Source organism: Microbacterium sp. 2FI, assembly GCF_005502885.1.
In the GTDB taxonomy this organism is placed as follows: domain Bacteria; phylum Actinomycetota; class Actinomycetes; order Actinomycetales; family Microbacteriaceae; genus Microbacterium.
Map to the genome: position 1 here is coordinate 12,041 of NZ_SCMR01000030.1, position 26,960 is coordinate 39,000.

Consider the following 26,960-nt stretch of genomic DNA (forward strand, 5'->3'; position numbering starts at 1 on the left):
GCCGCGGCGAAACTCTCAGGCCCATGACAGAGGGGGAGTTCCCAGACGCCGTCCGGCGTCTACCCGACCGCGAACGGGAGAACTCATGAACGAACCCCGCACGACACCCCTCTACGAGCGCCACGGCGCCCTCGGCGCCTCGTTCACCGATTTCGGCGGGTGGATGATGCCGGTGCGGTACTCGTCCGATCTCGCCGAGCACCATGCCGTCCGCACGGCGGCCGGCCTCTTCGACATCTCGCATATGGCCCAATTCGGGGTCGCCGGTCCCGAGCGCGAGGCCTTCCTCGGTTACGCGCTCGCGTTCGACCCGACAGCGCTGAAGCTGTCTCGGGCGAAGTACACGATGATCCTCGCCCCCGAGGGCGGCATCGTCGACGACCTCATCGTGACGCGCAACGCCGAGGACCAGTTCCTCATCGTCGCCAACGCCGGCAACCGCGATGCGGTCCGTTCGGCGCTGCTGGAGCGCCTGGTCGGGTTCGATGCCGAACTCGTCGAGCTGGGCGACGCGCTCATCGCCGTGCAGGGGCCGCGGGCGCGCGAGATCCTGCAGCAGACCGCGGGCCTCGGCCACGACGACGACCTCGCGATGGGACACACCCTCGACACGCTCCCGTACTACGCCGCGATGGGCATGCGGTTCGGCGACAGCGCGGTGCTCGTCAGCCGCACCGGGTACACCGGCGAGGACGGCTTCGAGATCAGTGTCGACGCCGACCGCGCGGTCGCCCTGTGGGACGCCCTCCTCGCCGCCGGCGAGCCCCTCGGGCTGGTGCCGGCCGGTCTCGCCTCCCGCGACACGCTGCGGCTCGAGGCGGGCATGCCGCTGTACGGCCACGAACTGTCGCGCCACGTGATCCCGGCGCAGGCCGGTCTCGGCCGCGTGGTGCCGCTGTCGACGAAGACCTCGGACTTCGTCGGCCGCTCGGCGCTCGAATCGATCATCGCGACCGACGCACCCGTGCTCGTCGGTCTCGTGTCGGAGGGCCGGCGCGCCGGTCGCGCCGGCTACCCCGTTCTCCATGGCGACGACGTCGTCGGCGAGATCACGAGCGGGGCGCTCAGCCCCACCCTCGGCCATCCCATCGCCATGGCCTTCGTCTCGCCGAACGCGAGCGAGCCCGGCACCGAGCTCTCCATCGACGTGCGGGGAACCCGCATCGCCGCCACCGTGACCGCCCTGCCCTTCTACCGGAGGAACAAGTGACCGACCTCAACAGCCTCAAGTACACCGCCGAGCACGAGTGGATCGCCCTCGACGGCGATGTCGCCACCGTCGGCATCACCGACTACGCCGCCGACAAGCTCGGCGACGTCGTCTTCGTCGAGCTTCCCGGCACAGGCACCGGCGTCACCGCCGGACAGGTCGTCGGCGAGATCGAGTCGACGAAGTCGGTCGGCGAGCTCTACGCACCGCTGACGGGCGACGTCGTCGCCGCGAACGAGGCCGTCGTCGACGACCCGTCGCTGGTGAACTCCGACCCGTTCGGCGACGGCTGGCTCATCAAGATCACGGTCGATGCGGCAGCGGTGGACGGCCTGCTCGACCGCGACGCGTACGTCGCGCTCACGGGCGGCGAGGCGTGACCGGCGCCTTCGCGGACCGCCACATCGGAACGGATGCCGCTGCGCAGCGCGTCATGCTCGACGCGCTCGGCTACGCAGACGTCGACGCGCTCCTCGCGACGGCGGTGCCGGCATCCATTCATGTGAAGGCGCGTACCACGAGCGACATCCCGCCCGCGGCCACCGAGGCCGAGGCCCTCGCCGAACTCCGCGCCCTCGCGTCGCAGAACCGTGTCGCCCGGCCCATGATCGGCCTGGGGTACTACGACACCTTCACCCCGTCGGTGATCGCGCGGAACGTGCTCGAGAACCCGTCGTGGTACACCGCGTACACGCCGTACCAGCCCGAGATCTCGCAGGGGCGCCTGGAGGCGCTCATCAACTTCCAGACGATGGTGACCGACCTCACCGGGCTCGCGACGGCGAACGCGTCGATGCTCGACGAATCGACGGCCGTCGTCGAGGGCATGCTCGTCGCCCGCCGCGCCTCGAAGTCGACCTCGAACGTCTTCGTCGTCGACGCCGACGCGCTGCCGCAGACCAAGGCGCTGCTCGAATCCCGCGCCGACGCCGTCGGCATCGAGCTGGTCGAGCTCGACCTCGCCCGCGGCGAGATGCTGCCCGAGGCGCTCTTCGGCGTGTTCGTGCAGTATCCGGGCGCGTCGGGACGCGTGTGGGACCCGTCCGGCGTCGCCGACGCCGCGCACGTCGCGGGCGGCCTCGTCGTGGTCGCCGCCGACCTTCTCGCCCTCACGCTGCTGCGCTCGCCGGGTTCGCTCGGTGCGGATGTCGCGGTGGGGACGACGCAGCGCTTCGGTGTGCCCCTCGGCTTCGGCGGACCCCACGCCGGCTACATGGCGGTGCGCACGGGCCTCGAGCGACAGCTTCCGGGCCGCCTCGTGGGCGTGTCGCAGGATGCCGCCGGCAACCCGGCCTATCGGCTCGCGCTGCAGACCCGCGAGCAGCACATCCGTCGCGAGAAGGCGACCTCGAACATCTGCACCGCGCAGGTGCTGCTGGCCGTCATGGCCTCGATGTATGCGGTGTACCACGGCCCGCAGGGGCTCGCCGCGATCGCGACCGAGGTCGCGAAGAAGACCGAGGCGCTCGCCGAACGGCTGCGCTCGTATGGACTGTCGCTCGTGGCGGACTCGTTCTTCGACAGCATCCGCGTCATCACCCCCGGCCCCGCGCAGCGCGTGATCGACCGTGCGCGCTCGAAGGGCTACCAGCTTCACCTCGCCGATGACGCGACCGTGGGCGTCTCGGTCGACGAGACGACGACCGCCGACGACCTCGCGGTCGTGGCCTGGGCCTTCGGGCTCCCCGCAGCCGACGAGCACGACGTGCGCGACCTGCCGTGGGATTCGACTGAGGCCCTGCGCGCCGTGCCGACGGACCTGCTCCGCGTCGAGGGATTCCTCACGCATCCGGTCTTCAACACGCACCGCTCCGAGACGGCGATGATGCGCTACCTCAAGCAGCTCGCCGACCGCGACTATGCGCTCGACCGCGGCATGATCCCGCTCGGGTCGTGCACGATGAAGCTCAACGCGGCTACCGAGATGGCGGCGGTGTCGTGGCCGGAGTTCTCGCGCGTTCACCCGTTCGCGCCCGAGGCGGACGTGCGCGGCTACCTCGCCCTCATCGAGCAGCTCGAGGTGTGGCTCGCCGAGGTCACCGGGTACGACGCGGTGTCGCTGCAGCCCAACGCCGGCTCGCAGGGCGAGCTCGCGGGCCTGCTGGCGATCCGCGGCTGGCATCGCTCACGGGGCGATCTCGACCGCACCGTGTGCCTCATCCCCTCTTCGGCGCACGGCACGAATGCGGCCTCCGCCGTGCTCGCCGGCATGAAGGTCGTGGTCGTCGCGTGCGATGACGCCGGCAACGTCGACCTCGACGATCTGCGCGCGAAGATCGCGACGCACGCCGACGCGCTCGCGGCGCTGATGATCACGTACCCGTCGACCCACGGCGTGTACGAGCACGACGTGCTCGAGATCACCCAGTCGGTGCACGACGCGGGCGGCCAGGTCTACGTCGACGGCGCGAACCTCAACGCGCTGCTGGGCTACGCCCGCTTCGGCGACCTCGGTGGAGACGTGTCGCACCTGAACCTCCACAAGACCTTCGCGATCCCGCACGGCGGCGGCGGGCCGGGCGTCGGTCCGGTCGCGGCGAAGGCGCATCTCGCGCCGTTCCTGCCGGGACACCCGCTCGCGCAGCGCGCCGACCACGCCGGGGGAGCGGAGTTCGGCGGCGGGGCCGTGTCGGCCGCGCCGAACGGGTCTGCGGGCATCCTGCCGATCTCGTGGGCGTACGTGCGCATGATGGGCCTGCAGGGGCTGAAGGATGCGACGGCGGCGGCGGTGCTCGCAGCCAACTACATCGCACTGCGGCTGCGCGACCACTACCCGGTGCTGTACGCCGGCGAGGGCGGGCTCGTCGCGCACGAGTGCATCCTCGACCTCCGGCCATTGCGCGAAGCGACCGGTGTGACCGTGGACGACGTGGCCAAGCGCCTCATCGACTACGGCTTCCACTCGCCGACGATGTCGTTCCCGGTCGCGGGCACCCTCATGGTCGAGCCGACCGAGTCCGAGGACCTCCCGGAGATCGAGCGATTCATCGACGCGATGATCGCGATCAAGGCTGAGGCCGATGCCGTCGCGGCGGGGGAGTGGCCGGCGGACGACAACCCGCTCGTGAACGCCCCGCACACCGCCGAGTCGGTGATCGAGGGCGAGTGGACGCACCCGTACTCGCGCTCTGCCGCGGTGTACCCCGTGCACACCCTGGTGCGGACGAAGTACTGGCCGCCCGTGCGCCGCATCGACCAGGCCTACGGCGACCGCAACCTCGTCTGCGCCTGCCCCCCGATCGAGGCGTTCGCGTAGCGGGCGCGTCCCGCCGACAAGGCGGATCGCGCGGGCGCCGGGACGGGTCAGGATGCCGTCGGGCTGGGCGTCGGGGAGGGCGACGGCGCCGGGACCGGGCCGAACAGCCCCGGCCACAGCGCGACCGCCAACGGATACCCGATGAACGCCACGATGTCGATCACCGTATGCGCGATCACGAGCGGCATCACGCGACCCCACCGGCGGTAGCACCAGCCGAAGGCGACGCCCATCACGAAGTTGCCGATGATCGGACCGATGCCCTGGTAGGCGTGGTACGCCGCGCGCAGCGCCGCGGTCGTCAGGATGATGCTCCACCAGCCCCAGCCGAGCCGTCGCAGCCGGTCGAACAGGTACCCGATGAAGATGACCTCTTCGGTCAGGCCCGCGCGAAGCGCGGCGAGGAGCAGCAGCGGCACGGTCCACCACGCGGCATCCAGCGGCGAAGCCTGCACCTGCACGGTGATCCCCAGCGCGCGGCCGATCGCGTAGAGGGCCAAGCCCGGCACGCCGATGGCGAGGGCGAGCAGGATGCCGCGCCCGGCGTCGCGGCCGAACCCGCGGAAGTCGAGGCCGATGCGCCGCAGGGCGTTGGATCCGGGTTCCCACAGCAGGTAGACCACGAGCGCCACCAGGGCCAGCCCGAAGAAGACCGACAGCACCTGATACAGCACGTCCCAGAACGCCGCCTGGTCGCGCGAGGGGTTCAGCTGCGTCTGCTGGTCACCGAGCGGCGCGGGGCGCAGCAGCGCCCGGACGAGCGCCAGCACCGAGTAGAGCGCCGCCTGCCCGACCGAGACGGCCAGCACGATGCCGATCTCCCAGCGCAGTCTCACCCGCTCCGCGTGATCGAGCGGCGCCGGAACTGGCAGATTCGAAGGAGAGGCAACGACCACGTTGTCAGAATGTCACACGCGTGTCGCTTTGAGTTAAGGATATGTAACGGTTTGCGATTCTGTTTTGCGACGGTCCCACACCGTGCTTAGTGTGTCCGTGTCCGTGTCCAGAGCTGCCACAGGCTGGGCACTCAACCCTTGCACAGGAGGAAATGTGAAGATCGCACGTCTGACGGCGGGCGCGGGAATCATTGCCGTGGGAGCCCTCGTGCTCTCCGGCTGCGGAAACCCCTACCAGTCTGAAGTCGTCGAAGGCACGGAGATCACGGTTGCTTACAACTCGGGGTTCTTCCACTTCAACGATGACAGCGGTGCCGGCAACAACACGGCCAACGGCAATGTCAAGTACATGACCGACACGAGTTTCGCGTACTACAACAACACGCCCGAGCTGGTCCGCAACGAGGACTTCGGCTCGTACGAGAAGGTGTCGGACGACCCGCTCACCGTCGAGTACACGATCACGGCTGACGCCGTCTGGTCGGACGGCGTTCCGATCGACGAGACCGACATGCTGCTCCAGTGGGCTGCCATCTCGGGCAACGTCACCGACGCCTTCGCGCCGGCCGCCACCACGGGCTACAACCTCGTCACCGAGGTTCCCGAGACCGGCGACAAGAAGATCACGTTCGTCTACGACGAGCCCTACGTGGACTGGGAGCTCGTCGGCCCGATCGGCGTCTCGGCTCACGGCACGTACGCACTCGCCTTCCCGGACGAGTACGCGGACGTCCAGGCCGCCTACGACACCTACGTCGGCTCGGGCGAAGAGGGCGACCTCACCGCATACCGCGACGCCGCCAAGAAGTTCGCAGAGGGCGCCAAGGAGAAGGTCGCCGCTGCGATCACCGACGGTGACGAGGAAGTTCTCGCCGAGCTCGGTGCTGCGTGGAACGAGGGCTACGGCTACACCACGCTCCCCGAGAGCCCCGCGGCTGCTCTGACGAGCGGTGCGTACGTCATCGACGAAATCGTCGAGGACCAGTACATCACCATCACCTCGAACCCGCTCTACACGTGGGGTCCGTCGCCGAAGTTCGAGAAGATCACGGTGCGCACCATCACCGACTCGACCACGGCGCTGCAGGCGCTCGAGTCGGGTGAGCTCGACATCTGGACCGGTCAGCCCACCGCTGACATCCTCGAGCTCGCCAACGGCATCGAGACCGCCGATGTGCAGACCGCCGTCCAGGCGTCGCACGAGCACGTCGACCTGACCGTCAACAACGGCGGCCCGTTCGACCCCGCCACCTACGGCGGCGACGAGGCGAAGGCCCTTGCGGTTCGCCAGGCATTCCTCAAGACGATCCCGCGTGAAGAGATCGTCGAGAAGATCATCCTGCCGCTGCAGGCTGACGCCACCGTCCGCAACACCCACCTGGTGAGCTCGGCCGACCCGGAGCGCTACCCGCTGCTCTCGGAGACCAACGGCTCGGCAGACTACGCCGCGGTCGACATCGAGGGCGCCAAGGCGCTTCTCGCCGAGGCCGGCGTGACCGGTCCGGTCGAGGTCGGCTTCTGGTACCCCGAGGGCAACGTCCGTCGTGGCCAGGAGTTCGAGCTGATCTCGTCGTCGGCTGCCCTCGCGGGCTTCACGCTGGTCGACGAGAGCGAGCCCGACTGGCTCTTCACCGACCCGGCTGCGGTTCCGATCAACAACCACGACGCGACGCTTTTCGCCTGGTCGCAGACCAGCCTCGCCGTCGGCGGCTCCGACCAGCTCTACGCGTGCTACGAGGACCCGCTGGCCAAGGGCGGCAACTACAACGGCTACTGCAACGAAGAGGTCACCGACCTCCTCGCGCAGCTGAACGTGACGGCCGACCACGACGAGCAGACCGCGATCCTCGAGCAGACCGAGGCCCTCATCTGGGCTGACGCCGTGTCGATCCCGATCTTCCAGTTCCCGGGTCTGCTCGTCTCGAGCGACAAGGTCAGCGAAGTCAAGTCGATGCCGCTGAGCCCGGACTACTTCTGGAACTTCTGGGAGTGGACTCCGGTCGAGGGCGACTCCGAGTAATCGGAGGACCTCCTTCGGGGGAGCGGCTCCAACCGCTCCCCCGAACCGACGTCGAATGACTGTGGGCGCCGTGGTGACCCCCCGGCGCCCACAGTCACGCGCGTGTGCGGCTTATCCGACCGCAGACCCGCGTAGTAGCTTGAGCACAGCGCTCCCGAACGGAACGAACTCACCATGAGCAAAGACATCTCGCAGCGAGGTCGGCTGTGCTGACCTACATTCTGAGGCGCCTGGGCGCGACCACGCTGGTCCTCCTCGTCGCCTCGTTCATCGTGTACACGCTGACCGCGATCAGCCAGGACCCGCTGAATGATCTCCGTGGGTCCAGCGCGCCAAACCGCGAAGAGCTCATCGCGTTCCGCATCGAGCAGCTGCGCCTCGATCTCCCGATCCCGGTGCGCTACTTCACGTGGCTCGGCGGCGCAGCGAAGTGCCTCGTCCCGTTCGTCCTCGAGTGCGACCTCGGACGCTCGTTCAGCCGCAGCTACCAGCCGGTCACCGAGGCCGTCTCCACCGCCGCCGCCTCGACCATCCAGCTCGTCACGGCCGCCACGATCGTCGCGATCATCTTCGGCATCACGATCGGCATCCTGACGGCGCTCCGCCAGTACAGCGGCTTCGACTACACGGTCACGTTCATGACCTTCATCGTGTACTCGCTCCCCATCTTCTGGATCGCCGTGCTCCTGAAGGAGTTCGGTGCGATCCGCTTCAACGAGTTCTTGAACGATCCGGTCATCACGATCCCGGCGGTCCTCATCACCGGCGCGGTGTGGGGCCTGATCATCATGAGCATCCTCGGCGGCAGCTGGAAGCGTCGACTCATCTCCTTCGCCTCGGCGTTCGTCGCCGCCGGCGGACTCCTCTTCCTCCTCGGTGTCACCGGCTGGTTCGAGCGCCCGCAGATCGGCATCATCGGCGTGATCCTCACCGGCATCGGTGCGGCGTTCGGCGTGACGGCGATCTCCACGGGCCTCTCCAACCGCCGCGCCCTGTACGCGTCGCTGATCACGGTCGGCGTATGGGCGGCGCTCTACCAGCCGCTCCAGTTCCTGTTCTTCTACGTCCCGACCGCGTGGATGCTGCTCGGCCTCGCCGTGGCGGCGATCGGCATCGGAATCGGCGTGGGCGTGCTCATCGGGGGCGACGGCAAGAAGGAGACCGCTCGCACCGCCGCGATCGTGAGCTTCATCACGTTCTTCGTCGTGATCGTCGACCGCGTGATGCTCGTCTACCCCGACTACGTCGACCGCATCCCCGGCTCAGGCGTGATCGCGACGATCGGTTCGCGCACCCCGGGCCTGCAGGGCGACATGTGGTTCCAGATCCTCGACGGCTTCGCGCACCTCGTGCTTCCGACGATCGCACTCGCGCTCGTCTCACTCGCGGCGTACACCCGGTACTCCCGCGCGAGCCTGCTCGAGGTCATGAACCAGGACTACGTGCGCACGGCGCGCGCGAAGGGCCTCACCGAGCGCACCGTCGTGGTGCGTCACGCGATGCGCAACGCGCTCATCCCGATCGCGACGATCATCGCGTTCGACATCGGCGCGCTCATCGGCGGCGCCGTCATCACCGAGACGATCTTCGCCTGGAAGGGCATGGGCGCTCTCTTCGTCGACGGTCTCGACCACGGTGACGTGAACCTCGTCATGGGCTTCTTCCTCGTGACCGGCATCCTGGCGGTCGTCTTCAACCTGATCGCCGACCTTCTCTACTCCGCCCTCGACCCCCGGATCCGGGTGAGCTGACATGACGACCATGATTCCGACCGACGCTCCGCAGGACCGCGGCAGCGAGCAGAGCATCGAGCAGAAGGCGATCGCAGGCCTCAGCCAGGGCGCGCTCGTCCGACGCCGCTTCGTGCGGCACAAGTTCGCCATGATCGCGCTCGTGCTGCTCGTCATGGTGATCCTTCTCGCCTTCACCTCCGTCGGCACGGTCGTCGGCGGCACCGGCGATCTCAAGGCGCTGCCGAACGGCACGCTCACCATCGACGGCATCCGCATCCCGGGCTGGTGGCCGCTGAACTGGTGGACCACCTACCCGCTCGTCAACGGCGGAGCCCCGACACTCACGCTCTGGCCCTTCAGCCTCGGCGAACACCCCTTCGGTCAGGACACGCTCGGCAAGGACGTCTTCGCGCAGACCATGCGCGGCACGCAGCAGTCGCTGACGGTCATGTTCCTCGTCGGCGTCGGCTCGCTGATCGTCGGCGTGCTGATCGGCGCTCTCTCGGGCTTCTTCCGCGGCTGGGTCGACTCGCTGCTGATGCGCTTCACCGACGTCATCATCATCATCCCGATCATCGTCATCGGCTCGATCTTCGGAAAGCTCTTCGGCGGCAACGCGATCGTCTTCGGCGTATTCCTCGGCCTCCTGAGCTGGACCGGCCTCGCTCGCCTCGTGCGCGGTGACTTCCTGTCACTGCGCGAGCGCGAGTTCGTCGACGCCGCGCGCGTCGCCGGTGCCAGCAACGGCCGGATCATCTTCCGCCACATCCTGCCCAACGCGGTCGGCGTGATCATCGTGAACACGACGCTGCTCATGAGCGCCGCAGTGCTCATCGAGGCGGCGCTGAGCTTCATCGGCTTCGGCATCACCTACCCCGATGTGTCGCTCGGCCAGATCATCAGCGAGTACCGCGAGGCGTTCCGAACCCGCCCGTGGCTGTTCTGGTGGCCGGGTCTGTTCATCGTGATCCTGGCGCTCTGCATCAACTTCATCGGAGACGGCCTGCGCGACGCCTTCGACCCGCGCCAGCAGGGCAAGGTCGGCCGTCGTGCCACGAAGGCCGTCGCCGCCATCCCGTCGATCCAGGCGGTGCAGATCGTCGAGTCCGACACGAGCGAGGACGACCCCGACCTCCCGGCGGCGCTGCGACCTGAGTCGGTCCAAGAGGCGGCGGAGTACGAGGATCCGGCTGAACGGCCGGAGACGGATGCGGACCCCGACGACCCGCGAAACCGGGGCGATCAGGCGTGAGGCCACGCAACGCTGAGCGCGGCGGCAGCGGCGAGAGCCACGGTCACGCCGATCGGCGCAGCATCCCACGTCGTCGTGGTGGCACCGGCAAGCGCGGTGCCGCCCTCGCGACGGTACGCGTCGAGGTGCCGACGGACGAGCGCCGCGGCGCCGCCGGAGTGACTGTTCTCGGAGTCCGACGGGCGGCGCGTGTCGCCGTCTCCGGGAGTTCGGTTGACCTCTTCGCGACGCGTGGAGAGCGCAGCGCGCGCACCGGGCGCGGGCGCGGCCCACGCGCGGATGCGGCGACCGGATGCCGTGACGATCGTCAGCGCGTAGCGCGAGTCGACGTCATCGACGTCGCCCCACGGCACACGGTGGGTGCGGACGATGTTGCGGATCTCGACGAAGCCGTCGGTCACGGTGACCGCGGGGCGGACGTACAGCAGCCACGATCCCCACGCGATCAGCACGATCGGCCAGCCCCAGCGCACGAGCGCCGGGATGCCGTCATAGACGGCGAGGAAGACGAGCGCCACGGCGCACACCACGATCGCGATCACCGCGAGGACCACCCCGCCGCGCGGACGGAAGACGACCGGCTGGGACATTCGACCATCCTGACACGAGGGACCACACGATGAGTACGAGCAAAGAGACGCGCAAGCCCTCTTACGCGATGCAGGACGGGGGCCCCGTGCTGTCGGTCAACGACCTGGGCGTCGAGTTCTGGGTCGGCGACCGGTGGGCCGCCGCCGCGAAGAACGTCACCTACGACCTCATGCCGGGCAAGGTGCTGGCGATCGTCGGCGAGTCGGGCTCGGGCAAGAGCACGAGCTCGATGGCGATCATGGGCCTTCTGCCCAAGAACGCCCGCATCACCGGCAGCGCACGCCTGGCCGGCCGCGAGCTGATCGGCGCGCCGATCGAGTCACTGCGGAAGGTCCGCGGCGAGGGCATCTCGGCGATCTTCCAGGAGCCGATGACGGCGCTGAACCCCGTCTACACGATCGGGTTCCAGATCTCCGAGACCGTGCTCACCCACCGTTCGAAGATGACCCGCAAGCAGGCGAAGGAGCGCGCGATCGAGCTGCTCGGCCTCGTCGAGATGCCCGACCCGCAGAAGGCGTACAACTCCTACCCGCACCAGCTCTCGGGTGGTCAGCGTCAGCGCGCGATGATCGCGCAGTCGATCGCCCTCGACCCGCGCGTCCTCGTCGCGGACGAGCCGACCACGGCGCTCGACGTCACGGTCCAGGCCGAGATCCTCGATCTGCTGCGCAACCTCCACCAGAAGCTCGATTCGGCAATCATCCTCATCACCCACGACATGGGTGTCGTCGCCGACATGGCCGACGACGTCATGGTGATGAAGGACGGCGTGGTCGTCGAGCATGCTCCGGCGCAGCAGATCTTCGCGGCGCCGTCGCACCCGTACACCAAGGCGCTGATGGGCGCGGTGCCCCACCTCGGGCTGGGCGAGGCCAGCCACGACGTCGATGACACGCGCGACGACAGTACTGCTGCGCTGGTCCTCGACAACGTGTCGATCGACTACCCCAAGCGCGGCCGGGTTCCGGCGTTCCGTGCTGTGAGCGAGGCGTCGCTCTCGATCCAGCCCGGCGAAGTCCTGGGCCTCGTGGGCGAGTCGGGTTCGGGCAAGACCACGATCGCTCGCGCGGTGGTCGGCCTCGTCGCCGCAGCCGAAGGCACGCTCCGCGTCGCCGGCCAGGCGATGGTCGGCGTCGAGGCGAAAGAGCTGCGCGCAGTCCGCCGCAAGATCGGCATCGTCTTCCAGGACCCGGGCTCGTCGCTGAACCCCCGCTGGCCCGTCGGCGAGTCGATCGGTGAGCCGCTCGAGCTCGCCGGCCGCGACCGCAAGGAGATCTCGCGCCGCGTCGAGGAGCTCCTCGACCTGGTCGAACTGCCCCGCGACTTCCGCAATCGCTACCCGCACGAGCTCTCCGGCGGCCAGCGCCAGCGCATCGGCATCGCCCGCGCGCTCGCGCTCGACCCGGTCGTGCTCGTCGCCGACGAGCCCACGAGTGCGCTCGACGTCTCGGTGCAGGCGCGCGTGCTGGCCCTCCTGCAGAACATCCAGAAGGAGAAGCAGTTCGCGACGCTGTTCGTGACGCACGACCTCGCCGTGGTCGACCTCCTCGCCGACCGCATCGCGGTCATGCAGCACGGGCGCATCGTCGAGCAGGGGACGAAGGAGCAGATCCTCCGCAACCCGCAGAACGACTACACCAAGCGTCTCATCGCCGCGGTGCCCGTTCCCGACCCGGTCGAGCAGAAGGCGCGCCGCGCCGCCCGCGCGACGCTCCTCGGTCGCGCCAGCTGACGGCCACACCGAATCGCGCGACCTGAGGGCTCCCCGCCGGGGCCCTCAGGTCGCTCCCGGTTGCCTGCGATAAGCTGGGGATGCCGGCATCCCGGCCCTCTCACTTTTCGCAAGGACTTCTTTCATGGCGCGCGCCCTCCGTTCAGACCTCCGAAACGTCGCGATCGTCGCCCACGTCGACCACGGCAAGACGACCCTCGTCGACGCCATGCTGCGTCAGACCGGGTCGTTCGGCTCGCACGAGCACATGGAAGAGCGCGCCATGGACTCGAACGACCTCGAGCGTGAGAAGGGCATCACGATCCTCGCCAAGAACACGGCGATCACGTACAAAGGCGCCCACGCCGGCGACACGCCGGTGACCATCAACGTCATCGACACCCCCGGCCACGCCGACTTCGGCGGCGAGGTCGAGCGCGGTCTGTCGATGGTCGACGGCGTCGTGCTGCTCGTCGACGCGAGCGAGGGCCCGCTGCCGCAGACCCGCTTCGTGCTACGCAAGGCCCTCGAGGCCAAGCTCCCCGTCATCCTCCTGGTCAACAAGACCGACCGCCCCGACGCGCGCATCGCCGAGGTCGAGGAAGAGGCGCACGATCTGCTCCTCGGCCTCGCGAGCGACCTCGTCGACGATGTTCCCGACCTCGACGTCGATGCGCTGCTCGATGTGCCCGTCGTGTACGCGAGCGGCCGCGCCGGCGCGGCATCCCGCAACCGTCCCGCCAACGGACAGCTTCCTGACAACGACGACCTCGAGCCGCTCTTCGAGGCGATCCTCGAGCACGTCCCGGCCCCGTCCTACGACGACGAGGCTCCGCTGCAGGCGTGGGTGACCAACCTCGACTCGAGCCCGTTCCTCGGTCGTCTCGCGCTCCTGCGCGTCTTCAACGGCACCCTGAAGAAGGGCCAGACGGTCGCCTGGGTGCGCCACGACGGCACCGTCAGCAGCGCGCGCATCACCGAGCTGCTCAAGACCCGCGCGCTGGAGCGCTACCCGGCCGACAGCGCAGCCCCCGGCGACATCGTCGCCATCGCGGGGTTCCCGGACATCACGATCGGCGAGACGATCGCCGACCCCGAGGACGTGCGCCCGCTGCCGCAGATCCACGTCGACGACCCGGCGATCTCGATGACGATCGGCACGAACACCAGCCCGCTCGTCGGCAAGGTCAAGGGCCACAAGCTCACCGCACGCATGGTCAAGGACCGCCTCGACCGCGAGCTCGTCGGCAACGTCTCGCTCAAGGTCGTGGATATCGGACGACCCGACGCATGGGAGGTCCAGGGCCGCGGCGAGCTCGCGCTCGCGATCCTCGTCGAGAACATGCGCCGTGAGGGCTTCGAGCTCACTGTCGGCAAGCCGCAGGTGGTCACGAAGAAGGTCGACGGAAAGACGTTCGAGCCGTTCGAGCACCTGACCGTCGATGCGCCCGAGGAGTACCTCGGCGCGATCACGCAGCTGCTGGCCGCCCGCAAGGGCCGCATGGACAACATGACCAACCACGGCACCGGGTGGGTGCGGATGGAGTTCATCGTCCCCTCGCGCGGACTCATCGGCTTCCGCACCGAGTTCCTCACCACGACCCGCGGTACGGGCATCGCCAACGCGATCTCGCACGGCTACGAGCCGTGGGCCGGCCACATCGTGACTCGCCAGAACGGCTCGATCGTGGCCGACCGCACGGGCGTCGTCACCCCCTTCGCGATCATCGCGCTGCAGGAGCGCATGTCGTTCTTCGTGCAGCCCACGCAGGAGGTCTACGAGGGCATGGTCGTCGGCGAGAACTCGCGAAGCGACGACATGGACGTGAACATCACCAAGGAGAAGAAGCTGACCAACATGCGTCAGTCCACCTCCGACACGTTCGAGTCGATGACGCCGCCGCGCCAGCTCACCCTCGAGGAGAGCCTCGAGTTCGCCCGCGACGACGAATGCGTCGAGGTGACGCCCGAGATCGTCCGCATCCGCAAGGTCAACCTCGACGCCACCGAGCGCGCTCGCGCGACCGCGCGCCTCAAGCGCCAGGACGCCGGCGTCTGACCCTTCCGCCAAGATGGACGGATGACCCCGGCCCACCGACGCATGTCGTGGCACGAGGTGCCGGTCGGCATCCGCGACGCCGTCGCCGAGGTGATCGGGTCGCCCGTGGTCGAGGCGATCACCCAGCACGGCGGATTCTCGCCCGGGTCGGCTGACCGCGTCGTCGCCGCCGACGGCGCCCGCGCCTTCGTGAAGACCGCGTGGGCCGCGGTCAACGAAGAGACGCCCGACATCCACCGGCGCGAGGCGGAGATCACCGCGCTGCTGCCGATCGATGCCCCCGTCCCGCGGCTGCTCGGAGTCGTGGACGAGGGCGACTGGGTCGCCGTCGTGCTGGAAGACGTCGAGGGGCGGCATCCGATCACGCCCTGGCGTGCCGACGAGCTCGAGGCGAGCCTCGACGCGTACGGGATGCTGAGCAATGCGCCGCTTTCGGAAGAGCTCGGTTCGAGACTCGAGTCGATCACCGGTGTGGTGGATCGCTATGCGACCGCCTGGAATGCCGTGGATGCGGCAGCGATCAGCGGGCTTTCGACTGATCGCGAGCAGTGGCTGACGGCGCGTATCGGCGACCTGCACGACCTCGCTCGCGCAGCCGGATCGCTGGTCGGGGGTGACGCTCTCGTCCACTTCGACGCGCGCGCCGACAACATCCTGGTGCGTCCCGACGGCGCCGTGACCGTCGTCGACTGGCCGTGGGCACTGCGTGGAGCACCGTGGTTCGACGCCCTCCTGCTGATGCTGAACGTGCGACTGCTGGCGCCTGAAGACGATGTCGAAGCGGTTCTCCGCCGTCACGGCGCCTTCTCCGGCATGCCGGACGAGGGTGCGAACGCCGTGCTCGCAGCACTCGCGGGCACCTTCCTCGAGCGGTCGATGCAATCGCCCGCGCCCGGCATCCCGACGCTCCGCGCCTTCCAGCGCAAACAGGCGATCGCCTGCCTCGACTGGCTGCGCGTACGCCTCGACGGATGACGGACGATGACGGATGCCGCGGCGGCGCGCCCGGCAGACGCGCGGCGCCGCGGCATCCGTCCGCTGGTCAGCCCGTGATCAACCCCGGACCGTCACCGTCAGTGGCCGGGTCTCGGTGGTCCCGGCGGCATTGGCGAACTCCGCGGTGAACGCGTACGTGCCCGGTGCGAGCGCGCCGATCACGGTCGAGGCGCGCTGCGCGGCAGGCGTCGCCGCCGTGAGCGCCTGCCGGTCGACTTCGACGCCGTCCTGGTAGAGCACGTAGGTCGTCGCATTGGAGCCCCACCACAGGTTCGCCGTCACCACGACCGACCCGCTGCGCACTCCCGAGGCGCTCAGCACCGCCGTGCCCGGCGCGGCATCGGTGACTGTGACGACGAGCGGCTTCGACCGCGATTCTCCGTGCGGGTTGAGTGCGACGAGCTCGTACGCATACGTGCCGTTCGGCTTGCCCGCGATCTCGAATCGCGCCCGCTGCGCGTTCGGCGAGGTGCCGGTCAGGGCCTGCGCGCCGACGAGCGCGCCGTTCTCGTACAGCTTCACGATCGTTGCGTTCTGCCCCCACCACAGGTCGGCCGTGATGCGATAGTCGCCGTCGCGGAGCCCGGTGTCCCATCCGTTGTCGTCCGAGAGCGAGAACGCCCCCGGCGTGCCGGTGGCGACCGGCGTCCCCGAATCGAGGATGCCCGCGCCGGCGCCTGCGCGCACGAGCGCGGCGACGTCGCCGACCGGGTCGAGGGCGTAGTCGTACGCGTCGGCCGGACTCCACCGCACGACGGGCGTCAGCGGCGCCGCGGCGCCGGCGTTGTAGGCGCCGAGGACGTCGACGACCTCGCCGTTGACGTGCGTGTCGGTCTCGGAGAGCTCGGTTCCGCCCCAGCCCGCGATGACGCGTGACACGGATGCCGGATCGATGAGTTCGATCGCGTTCGATTCGGCCACGATGCTCGACTCTCGTCCCGCACCCCAGAGGTACTGGAAGTACGGCGATCCGGGCACCGTCTCGACGAGGGATGCCGCGGTCTGCTCGTACAGGTTGTTGTAGACGTGCACGTCGCCGAAGCGCACGCGGGGCGCACGCTGCCCGATGTCGGTCCAGCGGTTGTGGTGCTGGGTGACGCGGTGCTGACCGCGGTCCTGGAGCCGCGAGTCGGATGAGCCGATGATGTCGGTCTTGTCGTGCTGCTGGAACCAGTTCCACGACATCGTGACGAGATCCGCGCCGTGGGTGATGTCGACGAGGCCGTCGTGCACTTCGAACGGGCGCCCGTACACCGTGTCGAGACTCGTCGGCGGGTGCTCGCCGTCGGTGAAGGTGCTGTGGTCGATCCACACGCTCGTCGCGGTCCACACCGACAGGTTGTCGTAGGCGGAGTTCCAGTTGCCGCCGGCGTCATTGGCGTCCCACTGCGGGAAGCAGTCGTACGCGTCGGCCAGTGTGAGGTTGCGCACGATCACGTTGTGCGCGTCGCGGATGCGCAGCGAAGCACCGGTGATGACGGCATCGTCTCCGACGCCGACGAGCGTCACGTTCGATCCGACGTGCTGCAGCGTGAGGCGCGCCTGCACAGCGGCGGCTTCTACCCGCGCCTGTTCGAGCGGCCCGGTCGGGTCGATGCCGGGGCCGAAGGCGGCGATGTAGTCCGTCATCGAGAAAGGTGCACCGGTGCCTGCGACGGTGATCTGGGCGGCGATGTCGTCGCACGTCAGCCGCGTGCCGTCGGCGCGCACCCAGGGGTCGATCGGACCGGTGACGTATACGATGCGCGGAACCGGGTTGTAGCGCGCGTCGTTCTGCGTGCCGCCGGGCCTGCCCGCGAGCGCGTCGCGCAGCTCCTGCCAGGTGTCTGCGACGAAGATGTCGGCGGGTGCGGCCGCCGAGCCTCCCGTCACGGGCGCGGCGGTGCGCGCGATGCGCTCGGGGAAGGTCTGTCCCGACCATGACGCCCAGCCGTCGCCGGGCGCGATCACCTCGCGGCCGAGGTCGACGGCGGGCGCGCCCGGGTCGACGCCCGGGGGAGCGGCGGCGGCGGGTGCGAGCGGCGACAGCATCATCGCGCCCGCGACAGCAGTGGCGGCGAGCAGGGCTGTACGAGGTCTGCGGCGTTCGCAGAGCGTGGGCAGCGTCGTTCTCATGGGACTCCTTCGTCCTGCGGGCAGAATCCGTGATGAGAACGGACGCGGGGGCGTCCACAAGCTGAGGAAGCGTTTTCTGCTGGGTGACTCCAGAATGGCAAGGAGGAGCGGAAAGCGCAATCCTTTCGTGTTCTGCCGGGATCGCGCAGGTCAGTCGGGGTTGGCAGGGAACGAGCCACCGATGGCCGGGCGGAACGGGGTCCGCAGCCGACTCCGTCGATAGCATCGATCGAGTGAGCCTCACCCCGCACTTCGACGACGCGCACACCGCCGGCGAAGCCCGGCGAGCGGCGCGCGAGGGCGTGGGGGTGGCGCTCGCGACGAGCGCGTACGGCATCTCGTTCGGTGCCCTCGCCGTCGCGTCGGGCCTCGACGTCTGGCAGACCTGCGTGATGAGCCTCGTGATGTTCACGGGGGGATCGCAGTTCGCCTTCGCGGGCGTGGTGGGCGCGGGTGGTCTCGCCGCCGCGCCGGCGGCGATCGCGTCGGCGGCGCTTCTCGGCGTCCGCAACGCCGCCTACGGCATGCGGATGTCGCCGGTCATCGGCGCGGGATTCTGGCGGCGTGCCGCCGCCGCACACTTCACGATCGATGAGTCCACTGCGGTGTCTCTCGCGCAGACCTCGAGGCACGCGCGCACCGTCGGCTTCTGGGTCACCGGCATCGGCATCTACATCGGGTGGAACATCTCGACACTGGCCGGCGCGCTCCTCGGCGATGTGCTGGGGGATCCACGGGCTTACGGATTGGATGCGGCTGCCGCAGCGGCCTTCCTCGCGCTGCTGTGGCCGCGCCTGCGCGCCCGCCAGCCGATCGCGGTCGGCGTCGCGGCCGCCGTCGTCGCGACGATGCTCACGCCCGTCCTCATGCCGGGGCTGCCGGTCATCGTCGCAGCGGTCGTCGCGATCGTGGTCGGGTGGGCGAATTGGTTCGCCTCGCCCGACCGTGCGGACGTCCCACGGCCCGGCACCGCGCCGTGGGACGAGCCCGACGACGTGCCCGAGCGGGAGGGCCTCCCGTGACCATGTGGACCGCCGTGCTCGTCGCCGCCATCCTCTGCGTCGCGCTCAAGACGCTCGGCTATCTGATCCCGCCCCGTGTGCTCGAGGCGGAGCGTCCGGCGCGCATCGCCGACCTCCTCACGGTGGCGCTGCTGGCGGCCCTCGTCGCGGTGCAGACGCTGGGCGCGGGGCAGGGCATCGTACTCGATGCCCGTGTTCCGGCCGTGTTCGTCGCGGCGGGACTCCTGCTGCTGCGTGCGCCCTTCCTCGTCGTCGTCGCGGCGGCGGCGCTCACCGCCGCACTCCTGCGCCTGTGGGGCTGGGCGGCATAGCGGCGGACTGCGGCACGCGAAAGGGGGATGCCTCTGTCGAGACATCCCCCTCGCGTACCTCGCGTCAGCTGGTGGCGACGCAGGCGGCCGAGTAGTCGGTCTGGTCGAACGACGAGCCCTCGTAGAAGCTCTCGATCGTGCGGAGGCCGAGCTCGACCTCCGGGTCGGGCACGCCGATGTTGACGGCCTGGTTGGCGTTCTCCTGGGGGTCGCCGCCGTATGTATGCGGCTGCACGAGACCCTCGAAGTCGACCGTGAGGCCGTCGACGACGGCCGCGATGCCCTCGGGCGTCAGATCGCCGGCTTCGGCCGCTGCCTCGAGCGCCGCCTTCAGCGGATACCCGATGCCCCAGCCGATGATGTAGCCGCCGTTGGGGGGCAGCTCACCGCCGAGCGAGTCCTTGATCGCCGTGATCGCGGCGCTCGAGCCGTCCCAGTTCTCGTAGGGCGTCATGTGGTTGTACAGCGCCTCGAGAGCGGGGGCGGCCGCCGACGCGAGCAGCGCCGGGTTCCACGTGGGGAGTGCGCCGAGGAATCGGCCGGTGAACCCGCTTGCCGCGAGCTTGCCGACGATCTCCGCCGTCTCGGCGGGACCCACGGCGAGCACCACGACGTTGGGCGCACCCGCGAGGATCGCCGCGACGACCGCATCCTGGTTTCCGACCACCTGGTTCGGCCCGGTGCCGATGGGCGCGAGCGCGGTCGCGCCGTTGACCTCGGCCCAGCGGTTCACGCCCTCGGCCGAGTCGCCGCCGTAGTCGCCCGGATACCCGACGGCCTGCACCTTCGCCGGCGCGCCGTTGGTCTCGGCGAACCAGTCGAGGCCCGCGAGTGCCTCGGTGCAGTACGAGTAGCCGGTCTCCATGATGATCCCGCCGTCGTTGTCGTCGAAGGCGTACCCCGACCACCACGAGGTGGGAACCGTCACGAGGCTGCGGTCGATCATGTCGGGCAGCACCGACTCGGTGTTCACGGTGCCGAGCGACTGGGCGATGCCCGCGATCTCGCCCGCGATCTGCTGGTACTGGGCGGCGTGTTCGGCCGCCTGGTACTTGGTGTCGCGGGTGTAGGTGTCGATGTCGATGTCGTACCCGCCGATGCCGCCGTCCTCGTTCACCTGGGCCCAGAACGCGCGCTGCGCGTCGGTGATCGGTACGGCGAGGGCTGCGAACGGCCCTTCGGTGAGGTCGGAGAGGACACCGAGGTAGATGCATCCGTTGTCGGCGTTGACGGCATCCGGACACGCCTCGGCGGTCACGCCCGCCCCGGTGGTGATCTCACCGCCTTCTTCGGGGTCGCCCGAATCAGCTTCGGGCGTCACCTGCGTACACGCGGTGAGGGTGAGCAGGCCTGCCGCCACCAGGGCGACTGCCGTGCGGCTTCGTCGACGCATCATGAGGTGCTCCTTTGTTTCGTGGGTTGGTGTTCAGTTGTGGCGAGGGGACCCGGTCAATAGGAGAACGGCCAGGCCTTGAAGTAGTTGCGCACGCGGATCCACAGCCCGTAGAGACCTCGTGGTTCGAGCGTGATGAAGAGGATGATCAGGATGCCGAAGACGATCGTCTGCAGCTGGAAGACGTTGAGGACTCCGCCGCCGGAGACGCTGATCCAGGGGACGACATGGGTGAGCTCTTCGAGGAGGCGTGGCGTGAGCACCACGAAGCACGCGCCGATGATCGTGCCCGAGATCGAGGCGATGCCGCCGATGACGATCACGGCGAGGAAGTCGATCGAGAGGAAGAGGTTCCACTGTTCGGGGGCGATGCGCCCGATGAGGATCGAGAACAATGCCCCCGCGACGCCCGCGTAGGCCGACGACAGCGTGAAGGCCAGCGTCTTGGTGCGCAGCAGGTTCACTCCCATGATCTCGGCGGCGATGTCGCGGTCGCGGACGGCCGCGAACGCGCGCCCGTTGCGTCCTCGCGCGAGATTGCGGGCGGCGACGCCCGTCAGCACCAGGATCACGAAGCTCAGCAGGTACAGCGACACCGCCGGCGGGATGATGAGCGGCCCGATCGCGTAGGTGGCGGTGAGGTCGACGCCGAAGAGCGTGCGCTCGGCGACCCCGCGCCCGACGCCCTGGCCACCCGTGATCGGGATGAGGATCTTGAAGAGGTGCTCGCCGAGGATCAGCAGGCCGAGCGTCAGCACGGCCAGGTAGAGCCCGCGCACACGCGTCGCCAGTGGCGCGACGACGAGGCCGATGAGCCCCGGGATGATCGCGGCGGCCGGGAGTACGATCGCGAGGTCTAGCTGGAGCCCCCATGTCGTCGTGCCCGGAGCGCCGCCGAGCACTGCGGCGGTGTACGCGCCGAGTCCGAGGAAGAACGCGTGCCCGAGCGAGACCTGCCCCGCGTAGCCGGTGAGGAGGTTCAGGCCGATCCCGCCGATCGCGTAGACGACCGCGAGGGTCAGCAGGTACGTCAGATCCGCGGCGACGAGGAAGGGCGCGGCCACCGCGAGTACGACGAGCCCGAGCGTCCACCAGCGCTTGGCGGGGGAGTTCAGCAGCGCCTGGTCTGCTGCGTAGCTGGTGTACAGGGCGGGCCGGCCGCGACGGACGCCGCGCGAGACGGTTCCGCGCGAGGACTCGAAGTCCAAGAGCTTCGAAGACCCGGTGAGCCGGTGGGATGCCGCATCGAGTGTGTCGGGCGAGGTCATACCCGCTGCACCTCCTTCGTGCCGAAGATGCCGTAGGGCCGCACGAGCAGCACCACGATCATGATGAGATACGGCACGACGTTGTCGAAATTCGTCCCGAGCCACGGAGCGATGACGGGCTGATAGGTCTTGGTGAGCGCCATCGCGACGCCGACGATGAGCCCGCCGACGACCGCGCCCTTGAGCGAGTCGAGACCGCCGATGATGATCGCCGGGAGCGCCACGAGAGCGAACAGCGCGTCGGTGGCCTGGACCACCGACCCGTTCGCGGCGAGCAGGGCACCGGCAAGGGCCGCGAGAGCGCCCCCGATCGCCCACGAGATCGAGAACATGCGTCCCACCGAGATGCCCTGCGCGAGTGCGGTCTCCTGATCGAGCGAGGTCGCCCGCATCGCGAGTCCCACCTTCGAACGGGTGAGCCACCAGCCGAGCAGGCCGATCACCGCGAGCGAGATGACGAAGCGGGCGATCGCGTTGACGTAGATCTGCACGCCGCCGGTGCACCCGGCGACGCCGAACGACTCGGTGGCCTCACCGCCGATGCAGATCGAGGCGAGCTGCCAGGGGTCGCCGACCGTGCGCGGCTGCGAATCGAAGAGTCGGAACGCGATCACCAGCAGCACGATGAACAGTCCGACGGTCACGATCGCGGCTGAGAACGCCGGGCGCCCGACCATCGGCCGGATCGCGACGCGCTCGACGCCCGCCGAGACGAGCGCGATGGCCGCCATCGCGAGGGGAACCGCGATGAAGAACGGCAGTCCGATCTGAGTTGCCAGGACACTCGTGGCGAAGGTGCCGAGGATGAGCAGAGCCGGCTGGGCGAAGTTGAGCACGCCGGTGGCGCGGTAGATGATGACGAAGCCCACCGCGATGAGGGCGTAGACCGCGCCCTGACCGAGCCCGGTCGCCACCGACGAGAGCAGCGTGTTCATCCGTTCCTCCCGAGGTCGGCGCCGGGATAGGCGCTGGAGTCTGCGTACATGTCGTCGACGAGGTGGGGGACCGTCCGCGCGAACGCCTGGCGCTTGAGCTTCTGCGTCGCCGTCAGCTCGCCGTCCTCGTGGTCGAGCTCCTTGATCAGCATCCGGAATTTGCGCACCGCCTCGACCCGTGCCAGTCGCGTGTTCGCGTCGCGCACGACGCCGGCGACCAGCTCGATCACCTCGGGCTTCGTCGACAGATCGCGGTAGGTGGTGAACTCGAGGCGCCGCCTCGATGCCCAGTCGGCGACGGTGTCGTACTCGATGCCGATGAGCGCCGTGAGATACGGCCGGCGGTCGCCGATCACGACGGCCTCCTTGATGAACGGCGAGGCCTTGATCGCGTTCTCGATCTCGCTCGGGGCGATGTTCTTGCCGCCCGCGGTGATGATGATGTCCTTGATGCGGTCGACGATCCGCAGATGCGTGCCGTCGACCCACTCGCCGACGTCTCCGGTGTGCAGCCAGCCGTCGGCATCCACTGCCTCGGCCGTCGCGTCGGGACGCCGCCAGTAGCCGGCGAAGGTCCCCGCGTTCCGCGTGAGCACCTCGTTCGTGCCGTCGGCCAGGCGCACCTCCGACAGCGGCTGGGCCTCGCCGACCGTCCCCACCGACATGCGGCCGGGCACGTTGGTCGTCGCGACCGCCGAGTTCTCGGTCATGCCGTACGCCTCGAACAGCGGGATGCCGATCCCGAGGAAGAACGACAGCACGTCGGGGGCGATCGGGGCCGCGCCCGAGATGGCGTGTCGTACGCGGAGAAGCCCGAGGCGCTTGCGCAGCGGGCGATACAGCGGCAGGTACCCGACGATGTAGCGCAGTCTCGCCCGTGGCGTGAATTCGCCCCCGTTCGCGATGCGGTCGGCGGCGATGGTCTGGGACCACCGGGAGCCGACGCGGTAGACCGCGCGCTTGAGGCGCGAGGCGTTGGCCATGCGGATCGCCACCGTCGCCTGGATCTTCTCCCAGATGCGGGGGACGGCGAACAGCACGGTGGGCTGCACCTCGGCGAGGTCGACGGTGACGGTGTCGATGGACTCGGCGAAGTGCACCACGGTGTGGGACGTGAGATTCACCCACACCGATATGCCGCGCTCGACGACGTGCGACAGCGGCAGATACGACAGCAGGGCGTCGTCCGGGCCGATCTGCTTGCCGAGGATCCCGCCGTCGATCGAGAACACGTGCGCGGCGAATGAGACGTTGCGCGCCGTGAGCATCGCGCCCTTGGGCGGCCCGGTGGTGCCGGAGGTGTAGATGAGGGTCACCACGTCGTCGGGTGTGCGCTCGGCGTCGATCTCGTCGAGATGACGGGGTTGGGATGCCGCGAACCTCTCGCCCCGCTCGATGAGCTCGTCGATCGACAGCAGCTTCGGGTGGTCGTAGGCGGCGAGCCCGCGTCCGTTCAGGGCGACGATCCACTCGAGTGCGGGGCACCCGGGCTCGGCGGCCAGCGCCTTGTCGACCTGCTCCTGGTCTTCGGCGATCAGCACCCGCGCGCCGCTGTCCTGCAAGAGGTAGGCGACTTCGGCGACCGGATTGGTCGGGTACAGCCCCACGATCATCGCGCGCAGCGACGAGGCCGCGACGTCGGTGAAGATCCATTCCGGCCGATTCTCGGACTGGATCGCGACGCGGTCGCCGACGGTGACACCGAGGGCCGCGAGGCCGAAGGCGATGCGCTCCACCGCAACGCGGTAGTCGGTCCACGTGATGTCGCGCCAGATGCCTGATTCCTTGACGCGCATCGCGGTGTGCCCGGGTTTGGCGGCGGCGACGTCGCGCAGCAGCCGGGGGAGGTGGTTCACGACGAGCGCGTCGGTCGCGGGCGGTGCGGCGGTGCTCATGGCGTCTCCTCTCCGGCGAGAGCCTGTTCGATCTCCTCGGCGATCTCGGGCGCGGCGCCCCCGAGATAGGCGGAGATGACGGCCGGATCCCGCTGCACCTCGTCGGGGGTGCCGAGCGCGATCCGGCGGCCGAAGTCGATCACCATGACGCGATCGGCGAGGTCCATCACGAGCCGCATGTCGTGCTCGACCATGATCATCGACGTCCCCAGCTCGCTGCGGATGTCGAGGATGAACCGGGCCATGTCCTCGGTCTCCTCCGAGTTCATGCCGGCGACCGGCTCGTCCAGCAGCAGCAGGCGCGGCTCCATCGCGAGAGCGCGGCCCAGCTCCACCCTCTTGCGGATGCCGTAGGGAAGGATGCCGACCGGCATGTGGCGCACGCGCGCGAGGTCGAGGAACTCGATGAGGTCTTCGATGCGGCGACGCGCGGCGAGCTCCTGCCGCCTGCTGCGCCCGAACCACACCATCGCCTCGGGCCAGGAGTAGGTCGTTCGCTGGTGGCGTCCGAGCAGCAGGTTGTCGAGCACCGAGAGGTTGTCGAACAGCTCGACGTTCTGGAACGTTCGGGCGACCCCCCGTCGGGCGATCTCGTCGGGGGCGGCGCCCAGCAGGGTCTCGCCGTCCAGAGCGATCGAGCCGGACTGCGGTCTGTAGACGCCCGAGATGCAGTTGAAGGTCGAGGTCTTGCCGGCGCCGTTCGGCCCGATGATGGCGAAGAGCTCGCCCTGACGGACGTCGAACGAGACGGCATCCAGCGTCGTCGCGCCGCCGAATCGCAGCGTGAGGTCCTGCACGTCGAGGAGGACGGTCATGACAGCCACCGCTTCCGCCGCTTGTAGTGCTTCACGTCACGCAGGCTTCCGGCGCCGGCGCCGGTGCCGAGGTAGAACTCGCGGATGTCGTCGTCGTCGCGCAGCGCCTGGGCCGGGGCATCCATCACGATCTTGCCGTTCTCCATCACATACCCGTGGTCGGCGATCGACAGCGCCATCGCGGCGTTCTGCTCGACGAGCAGCACCCCGGTGCCCGAGCGCCGGATCTCGACGATGAGGTCTCGGATCTGCTCGACGACCTGCGGGGCGAGTCCGAGGCTCGGCTCGTCGAGCAGGATGTAGCGGGGCTCGGCCATGAGGGCTCGGCCGATCGCGAGCATCTGCTGCTCGCCGCCGGAGAGATAGCCCGCGCGCTGGCTCCGGCGCTCGCCGAGGATGGGGAACATGCCGTAGACCCGCTCCAGATTCTGCGCGACGCCGGAGCGGCTGCGCGAGTAGGCGCCCACCCGCAGGTTCTCCTCGACGGTGAACTCGACGAAGACGCGGCGCCCCTCCATGACCTGGCTGACCCCGGCCCGGACGACGTCGGGCGCGCGGCGGGTGTCGACGGGTGCGTCGTCGATCGACACATGACCGCGGGTGATCCGACCGCGATGGACGTCGAGGAGACCGGTCATCGCTCGGAGGAGCGAGGTCTTTCCGGCGCCGTTGGCGCCCAGGAGCGCGACGATCCCCTCACGCGGTACGCGGATGCTCGCGCCTTTGACGACGAGCATCACGTCCTCGTAGACAACCTCGATGTTGTGCACGGCCAGCGTCATGGGGTCCCTTCGGTCACGGCGCTGTGAATGGGGACACGGTAACAACGAAGAGGGGCATACCGCGCGGTCGGTTACCGTTTCGTGATGAAACCGAGGCTCAGCGCCTTCGAAACTGGGTTTCAGGTTCGAACGCTTCACGCGAGAGCCCGCGGGCGACCGCCGGTAGAGTCGACGGGTGTCGTCCTCTCTCCCCGCGCGTCTGGGCACATGGGCTGTCGCCCTGCTCGTCGGCGTGGTCTACGGCCTCGCCGGCACGATCGCGCACGCGTACCGATGGGGATGGCTGCCGGTAGGGCTCATCCTCGCCCTCGTGGGCTGCGCGGCGCTGCTGGCCGCGGTGCGCCTGCTGACCGACGACCGCTGGGCGGCGCTGGCGACCGGACTCGGCATGGTGCTGGCGACCCTCGTCTTCTCGGGCAAAGGGCCGGGCGGCTCGGTGATCGTCCCGCAGACAGTGCTCGCCACGATCTGGACCCTCGCTCTGCCGCTTCTGGTCGCATTCGTCGTCGCGTGGCCCGACCGGCTCGGACCTGCTCGATTAGACTGACCGAGTGACATATGTGATCGCTCTTCCCTGTGTGGATGTCAAGGACCGTGCCTGCATCGACGAGTGCCCGGTGGACTGCATCTACGAGGGTGAGCGGTCCCTCTACATCCACCCCGACGAGTGCGTCGACTGCGGTGCGTGCGAACCGGTCTG

22 protein-coding genes are annotated in these 26,960 nt (G+C 69.1%); 13 read left to right on the forward strand and 9 right to left on the reverse strand.

The window, feature by feature from the left end; translation table 11 throughout:
• The first annotated feature begins 85 nt into the window (after window positions 1-85).
• From gcvT to gcvP, 3 genes are read left to right on the forward strand one after another with little or no spacing between them, the layout of a single operon-like run.
• Window positions 86-1,210, forward strand: a complete 1,125-nt coding sequence (gcvT, locus tag FFS15_RS17420; protein WP_137846320.1) for a glycine cleavage system aminomethyltransferase GcvT — start codon at window positions 86-88, stop codon at window positions 1,208-1,210.
• Window positions 1,207-1,590, forward strand: coding sequence for a glycine cleavage system protein GcvH (gcvH, locus tag FFS15_RS17425; protein WP_137846321.1), 384 nt, complete (start codon window positions 1,207-1,209; stop codon window positions 1,588-1,590). Before gcvT ends, gcvH begins: the two co-directional genes overlap by 4 nt.
• Entirely contained in the window at window positions 1,587-4,466 is a 2,880-nt protein-coding gene (gene gcvP / locus FFS15_RS17430; protein WP_137846322.1) for an aminomethyl-transferring glycine dehydrogenase, read from the forward strand. Before gcvH ends, gcvP begins: the two co-directional genes overlap by 4 nt.
• Window positions 4,467-4,513: 47 nt before the next feature.
• Here gcvP and FFS15_RS17435 read toward each other — a convergent pair whose 3' ends face one another.
• Window positions 4,514-5,338: a CPBP family intramembrane glutamic endopeptidase gene (locus FFS15_RS17435; RefSeq protein ID WP_137846342.1), complete on the reverse strand. Its 825-nt coding sequence runs from the start codon at window positions 5,336-5,338 to the stop codon at window positions 4,514-4,516.
• Window positions 5,339-5,516: 178 nt separating this feature from the next.
• Between FFS15_RS17435 and FFS15_RS17440 the strand changes: the two genes are divergently transcribed.
• From FFS15_RS17440 to FFS15_RS17450, 3 genes are all read left to right on the forward strand, one after another.
• Window positions 5,517-7,382, forward strand: a complete 1,866-nt coding sequence (locus FFS15_RS17440; protein WP_137846323.1) for an ABC transporter family substrate-binding protein — start codon at window positions 5,517-5,519, stop codon at window positions 7,380-7,382.
• A gap of 206 nt (window positions 7,383-7,588) precedes the next feature.
• Window positions 7,589-9,133, forward strand: coding sequence for an ABC transporter permease (locus tag FFS15_RS17445; protein WP_137846324.1), 1,545 nt, complete (start codon window positions 7,589-7,591; stop codon window positions 9,131-9,133).
• Between the two features lies 1 nt (window position 9,134).
• Complete coding sequence (locus tag FFS15_RS17450) at window positions 9,135-10,367, forward strand: ABC transporter permease (RefSeq protein ID WP_137846325.1); 1,233 nt, start codon at window positions 9,135-9,137, stop codon at window positions 10,365-10,367.
• Here FFS15_RS17450 and FFS15_RS17455 read toward each other — a convergent pair.
• Window positions 10,358-10,957: a PH domain-containing protein gene (locus FFS15_RS17455; protein WP_137846326.1), complete on the reverse strand. Its 600-nt coding sequence runs from the start codon at window positions 10,955-10,957 to the stop codon at window positions 10,358-10,360. The genes FFS15_RS17450 and FFS15_RS17455 overlap by 10 nt on opposite strands.
• 29 nt (window positions 10,958-10,986) lie before the next feature.
• On the opposite strand from FFS15_RS17455, the gene FFS15_RS17460 reads away from it, so the two are divergent.
• The 3 genes from FFS15_RS17460 (at window position 10,987) to FFS15_RS17470 (ending at window position 15,703) form a co-directional block, all read left to right on the forward strand.
• Window positions 10,987-12,690, forward strand: a complete 1,704-nt coding sequence (locus FFS15_RS17460; RefSeq protein WP_212743186.1) for an ABC transporter ATP-binding protein — start codon at window positions 10,987-10,989, stop codon at window positions 12,688-12,690.
• 124 nt (window positions 12,691-12,814) lie between these two features.
• Window positions 12,815-14,728 carry a translational GTPase TypA gene (gene typA, locus FFS15_RS17465; protein ID WP_137846327.1) on the forward strand — a complete coding sequence of 638 codons (1,914 nt, stop codon included), beginning with the start codon at window positions 12,815-12,817 and terminating at the stop codon, window positions 14,726-14,728.
• Between the two features lie 21 nt (window positions 14,729-14,749).
• Window positions 14,750-15,703, forward strand: a complete 954-nt coding sequence (locus FFS15_RS17470; RefSeq protein WP_137846328.1) for a phosphotransferase — start codon at window positions 14,750-14,752, stop codon at window positions 15,701-15,703.
• 78 nt (window positions 15,704-15,781) lie between these two features.
• Here the strand turns inward: FFS15_RS17470 and FFS15_RS17475 are convergent, their stop codons facing one another.
• Window positions 15,782-17,839, reverse strand: coding sequence for a hypothetical protein (locus tag FFS15_RS17475; protein WP_137846329.1), 2,058 nt, complete (start codon window positions 17,837-17,839; stop codon window positions 15,782-15,784).
• Between the two features lie 233 nt (window positions 17,840-18,072).
• Between FFS15_RS17475 and FFS15_RS17480 the strand changes: the two genes are divergently transcribed.
• Together FFS15_RS17480 and FFS15_RS17485 are read left to right on the forward strand one after the other, a co-directional pair.
• Window positions 18,073-18,861 carry an AzlC family ABC transporter permease gene (locus tag FFS15_RS17480; protein WP_137846330.1) on the forward strand — a complete coding sequence of 263 codons (789 nt, stop codon included), beginning with the start codon at window positions 18,073-18,075 and terminating at the stop codon, window positions 18,859-18,861.
• A complete protein-coding gene (locus tag FFS15_RS17485) occupies window positions 18,858-19,172 on the forward strand; it encodes an AzlD domain-containing protein (RefSeq protein ID WP_137846331.1) in 315 nt (104 codons plus the stop codon). Before FFS15_RS17480 ends, FFS15_RS17485 begins: the two co-directional genes overlap by 4 nt.
• 64 nt (window positions 19,173-19,236) lie before the next feature.
• Here the strand turns inward: FFS15_RS17485 and FFS15_RS17490 are convergent, their stop codons facing one another.
• Genes FFS15_RS17490 through FFS15_RS17515 form a run of 6 tightly spaced genes read right to left on the reverse strand, consistent with a single transcriptional unit; the run spans window position 19,237 to window position 26,260 of the window.
• Window positions 19,237-20,568 (reverse strand): ABC transporter substrate-binding protein, encoded by a 1,332-nt coding sequence (locus FFS15_RS17490; protein ID WP_137846332.1) that lies wholly within the window; start codon window positions 20,566-20,568, stop codon window positions 19,237-19,239.
• 53 nt (window positions 20,569-20,621) lie between these two features.
• On the reverse strand, window positions 20,622-21,833 hold the full coding sequence (locus tag FFS15_RS17495; RefSeq protein ID WP_137846333.1) for a branched-chain amino acid ABC transporter permease: 1,212 nt from the start codon (window positions 21,831-21,833) through the stop codon (window positions 20,622-20,624).
• Window positions 21,830-22,768 (reverse strand): branched-chain amino acid ABC transporter permease, encoded by a 939-nt coding sequence (locus tag FFS15_RS17500; RefSeq protein WP_137846334.1) that lies wholly within the window; start codon window positions 22,766-22,768, stop codon window positions 21,830-21,832. The genes FFS15_RS17495 and FFS15_RS17500 overlap by 4 nt, the downstream gene beginning before the upstream one ends.
• A complete protein-coding gene (locus tag FFS15_RS17505; protein ID WP_137846335.1) occupies window positions 22,765-24,663 on the reverse strand; it encodes an AMP-binding protein in 1,899 nt (632 codons plus the stop codon). The genes FFS15_RS17500 and FFS15_RS17505 overlap by 4 nt, the downstream gene beginning before the upstream one ends.
• Window positions 24,660-25,478 carry an ABC transporter ATP-binding protein gene (locus tag FFS15_RS17510; RefSeq protein WP_137846336.1) on the reverse strand — a complete coding sequence of 273 codons (819 nt, stop codon included), beginning with the start codon at window positions 25,476-25,478 and terminating at the stop codon, window positions 24,660-24,662. Before FFS15_RS17510 ends, FFS15_RS17505 begins: the two co-directional genes overlap by 4 nt.
• On the reverse strand, window positions 25,475-26,260 hold the full coding sequence (locus FFS15_RS17515) for an ABC transporter ATP-binding protein (protein WP_137846337.1): 786 nt from the start codon (window positions 26,258-26,260) through the stop codon (window positions 25,475-25,477). The genes FFS15_RS17510 and FFS15_RS17515 overlap by 4 nt, the downstream gene beginning before the upstream one ends.
• Before the next feature lie 175 nt (window positions 26,261-26,435).
• Between FFS15_RS17515 and FFS15_RS17520 the strand changes: the two genes are divergently transcribed.
• Entirely contained in the window at window positions 26,436-26,807 is a 372-nt protein-coding gene (locus tag FFS15_RS17520) for a DUF6113 family protein (RefSeq protein ID WP_137846338.1), read from the forward strand.
• 4 nt (window positions 26,808-26,811) lie between these two features.
• A partial coding sequence (locus FFS15_RS18920; protein WP_249354190.1) for a 4Fe-4S binding protein occupies window positions 26,812-26,960 on the forward strand: 149 nt, incomplete at its 3' end.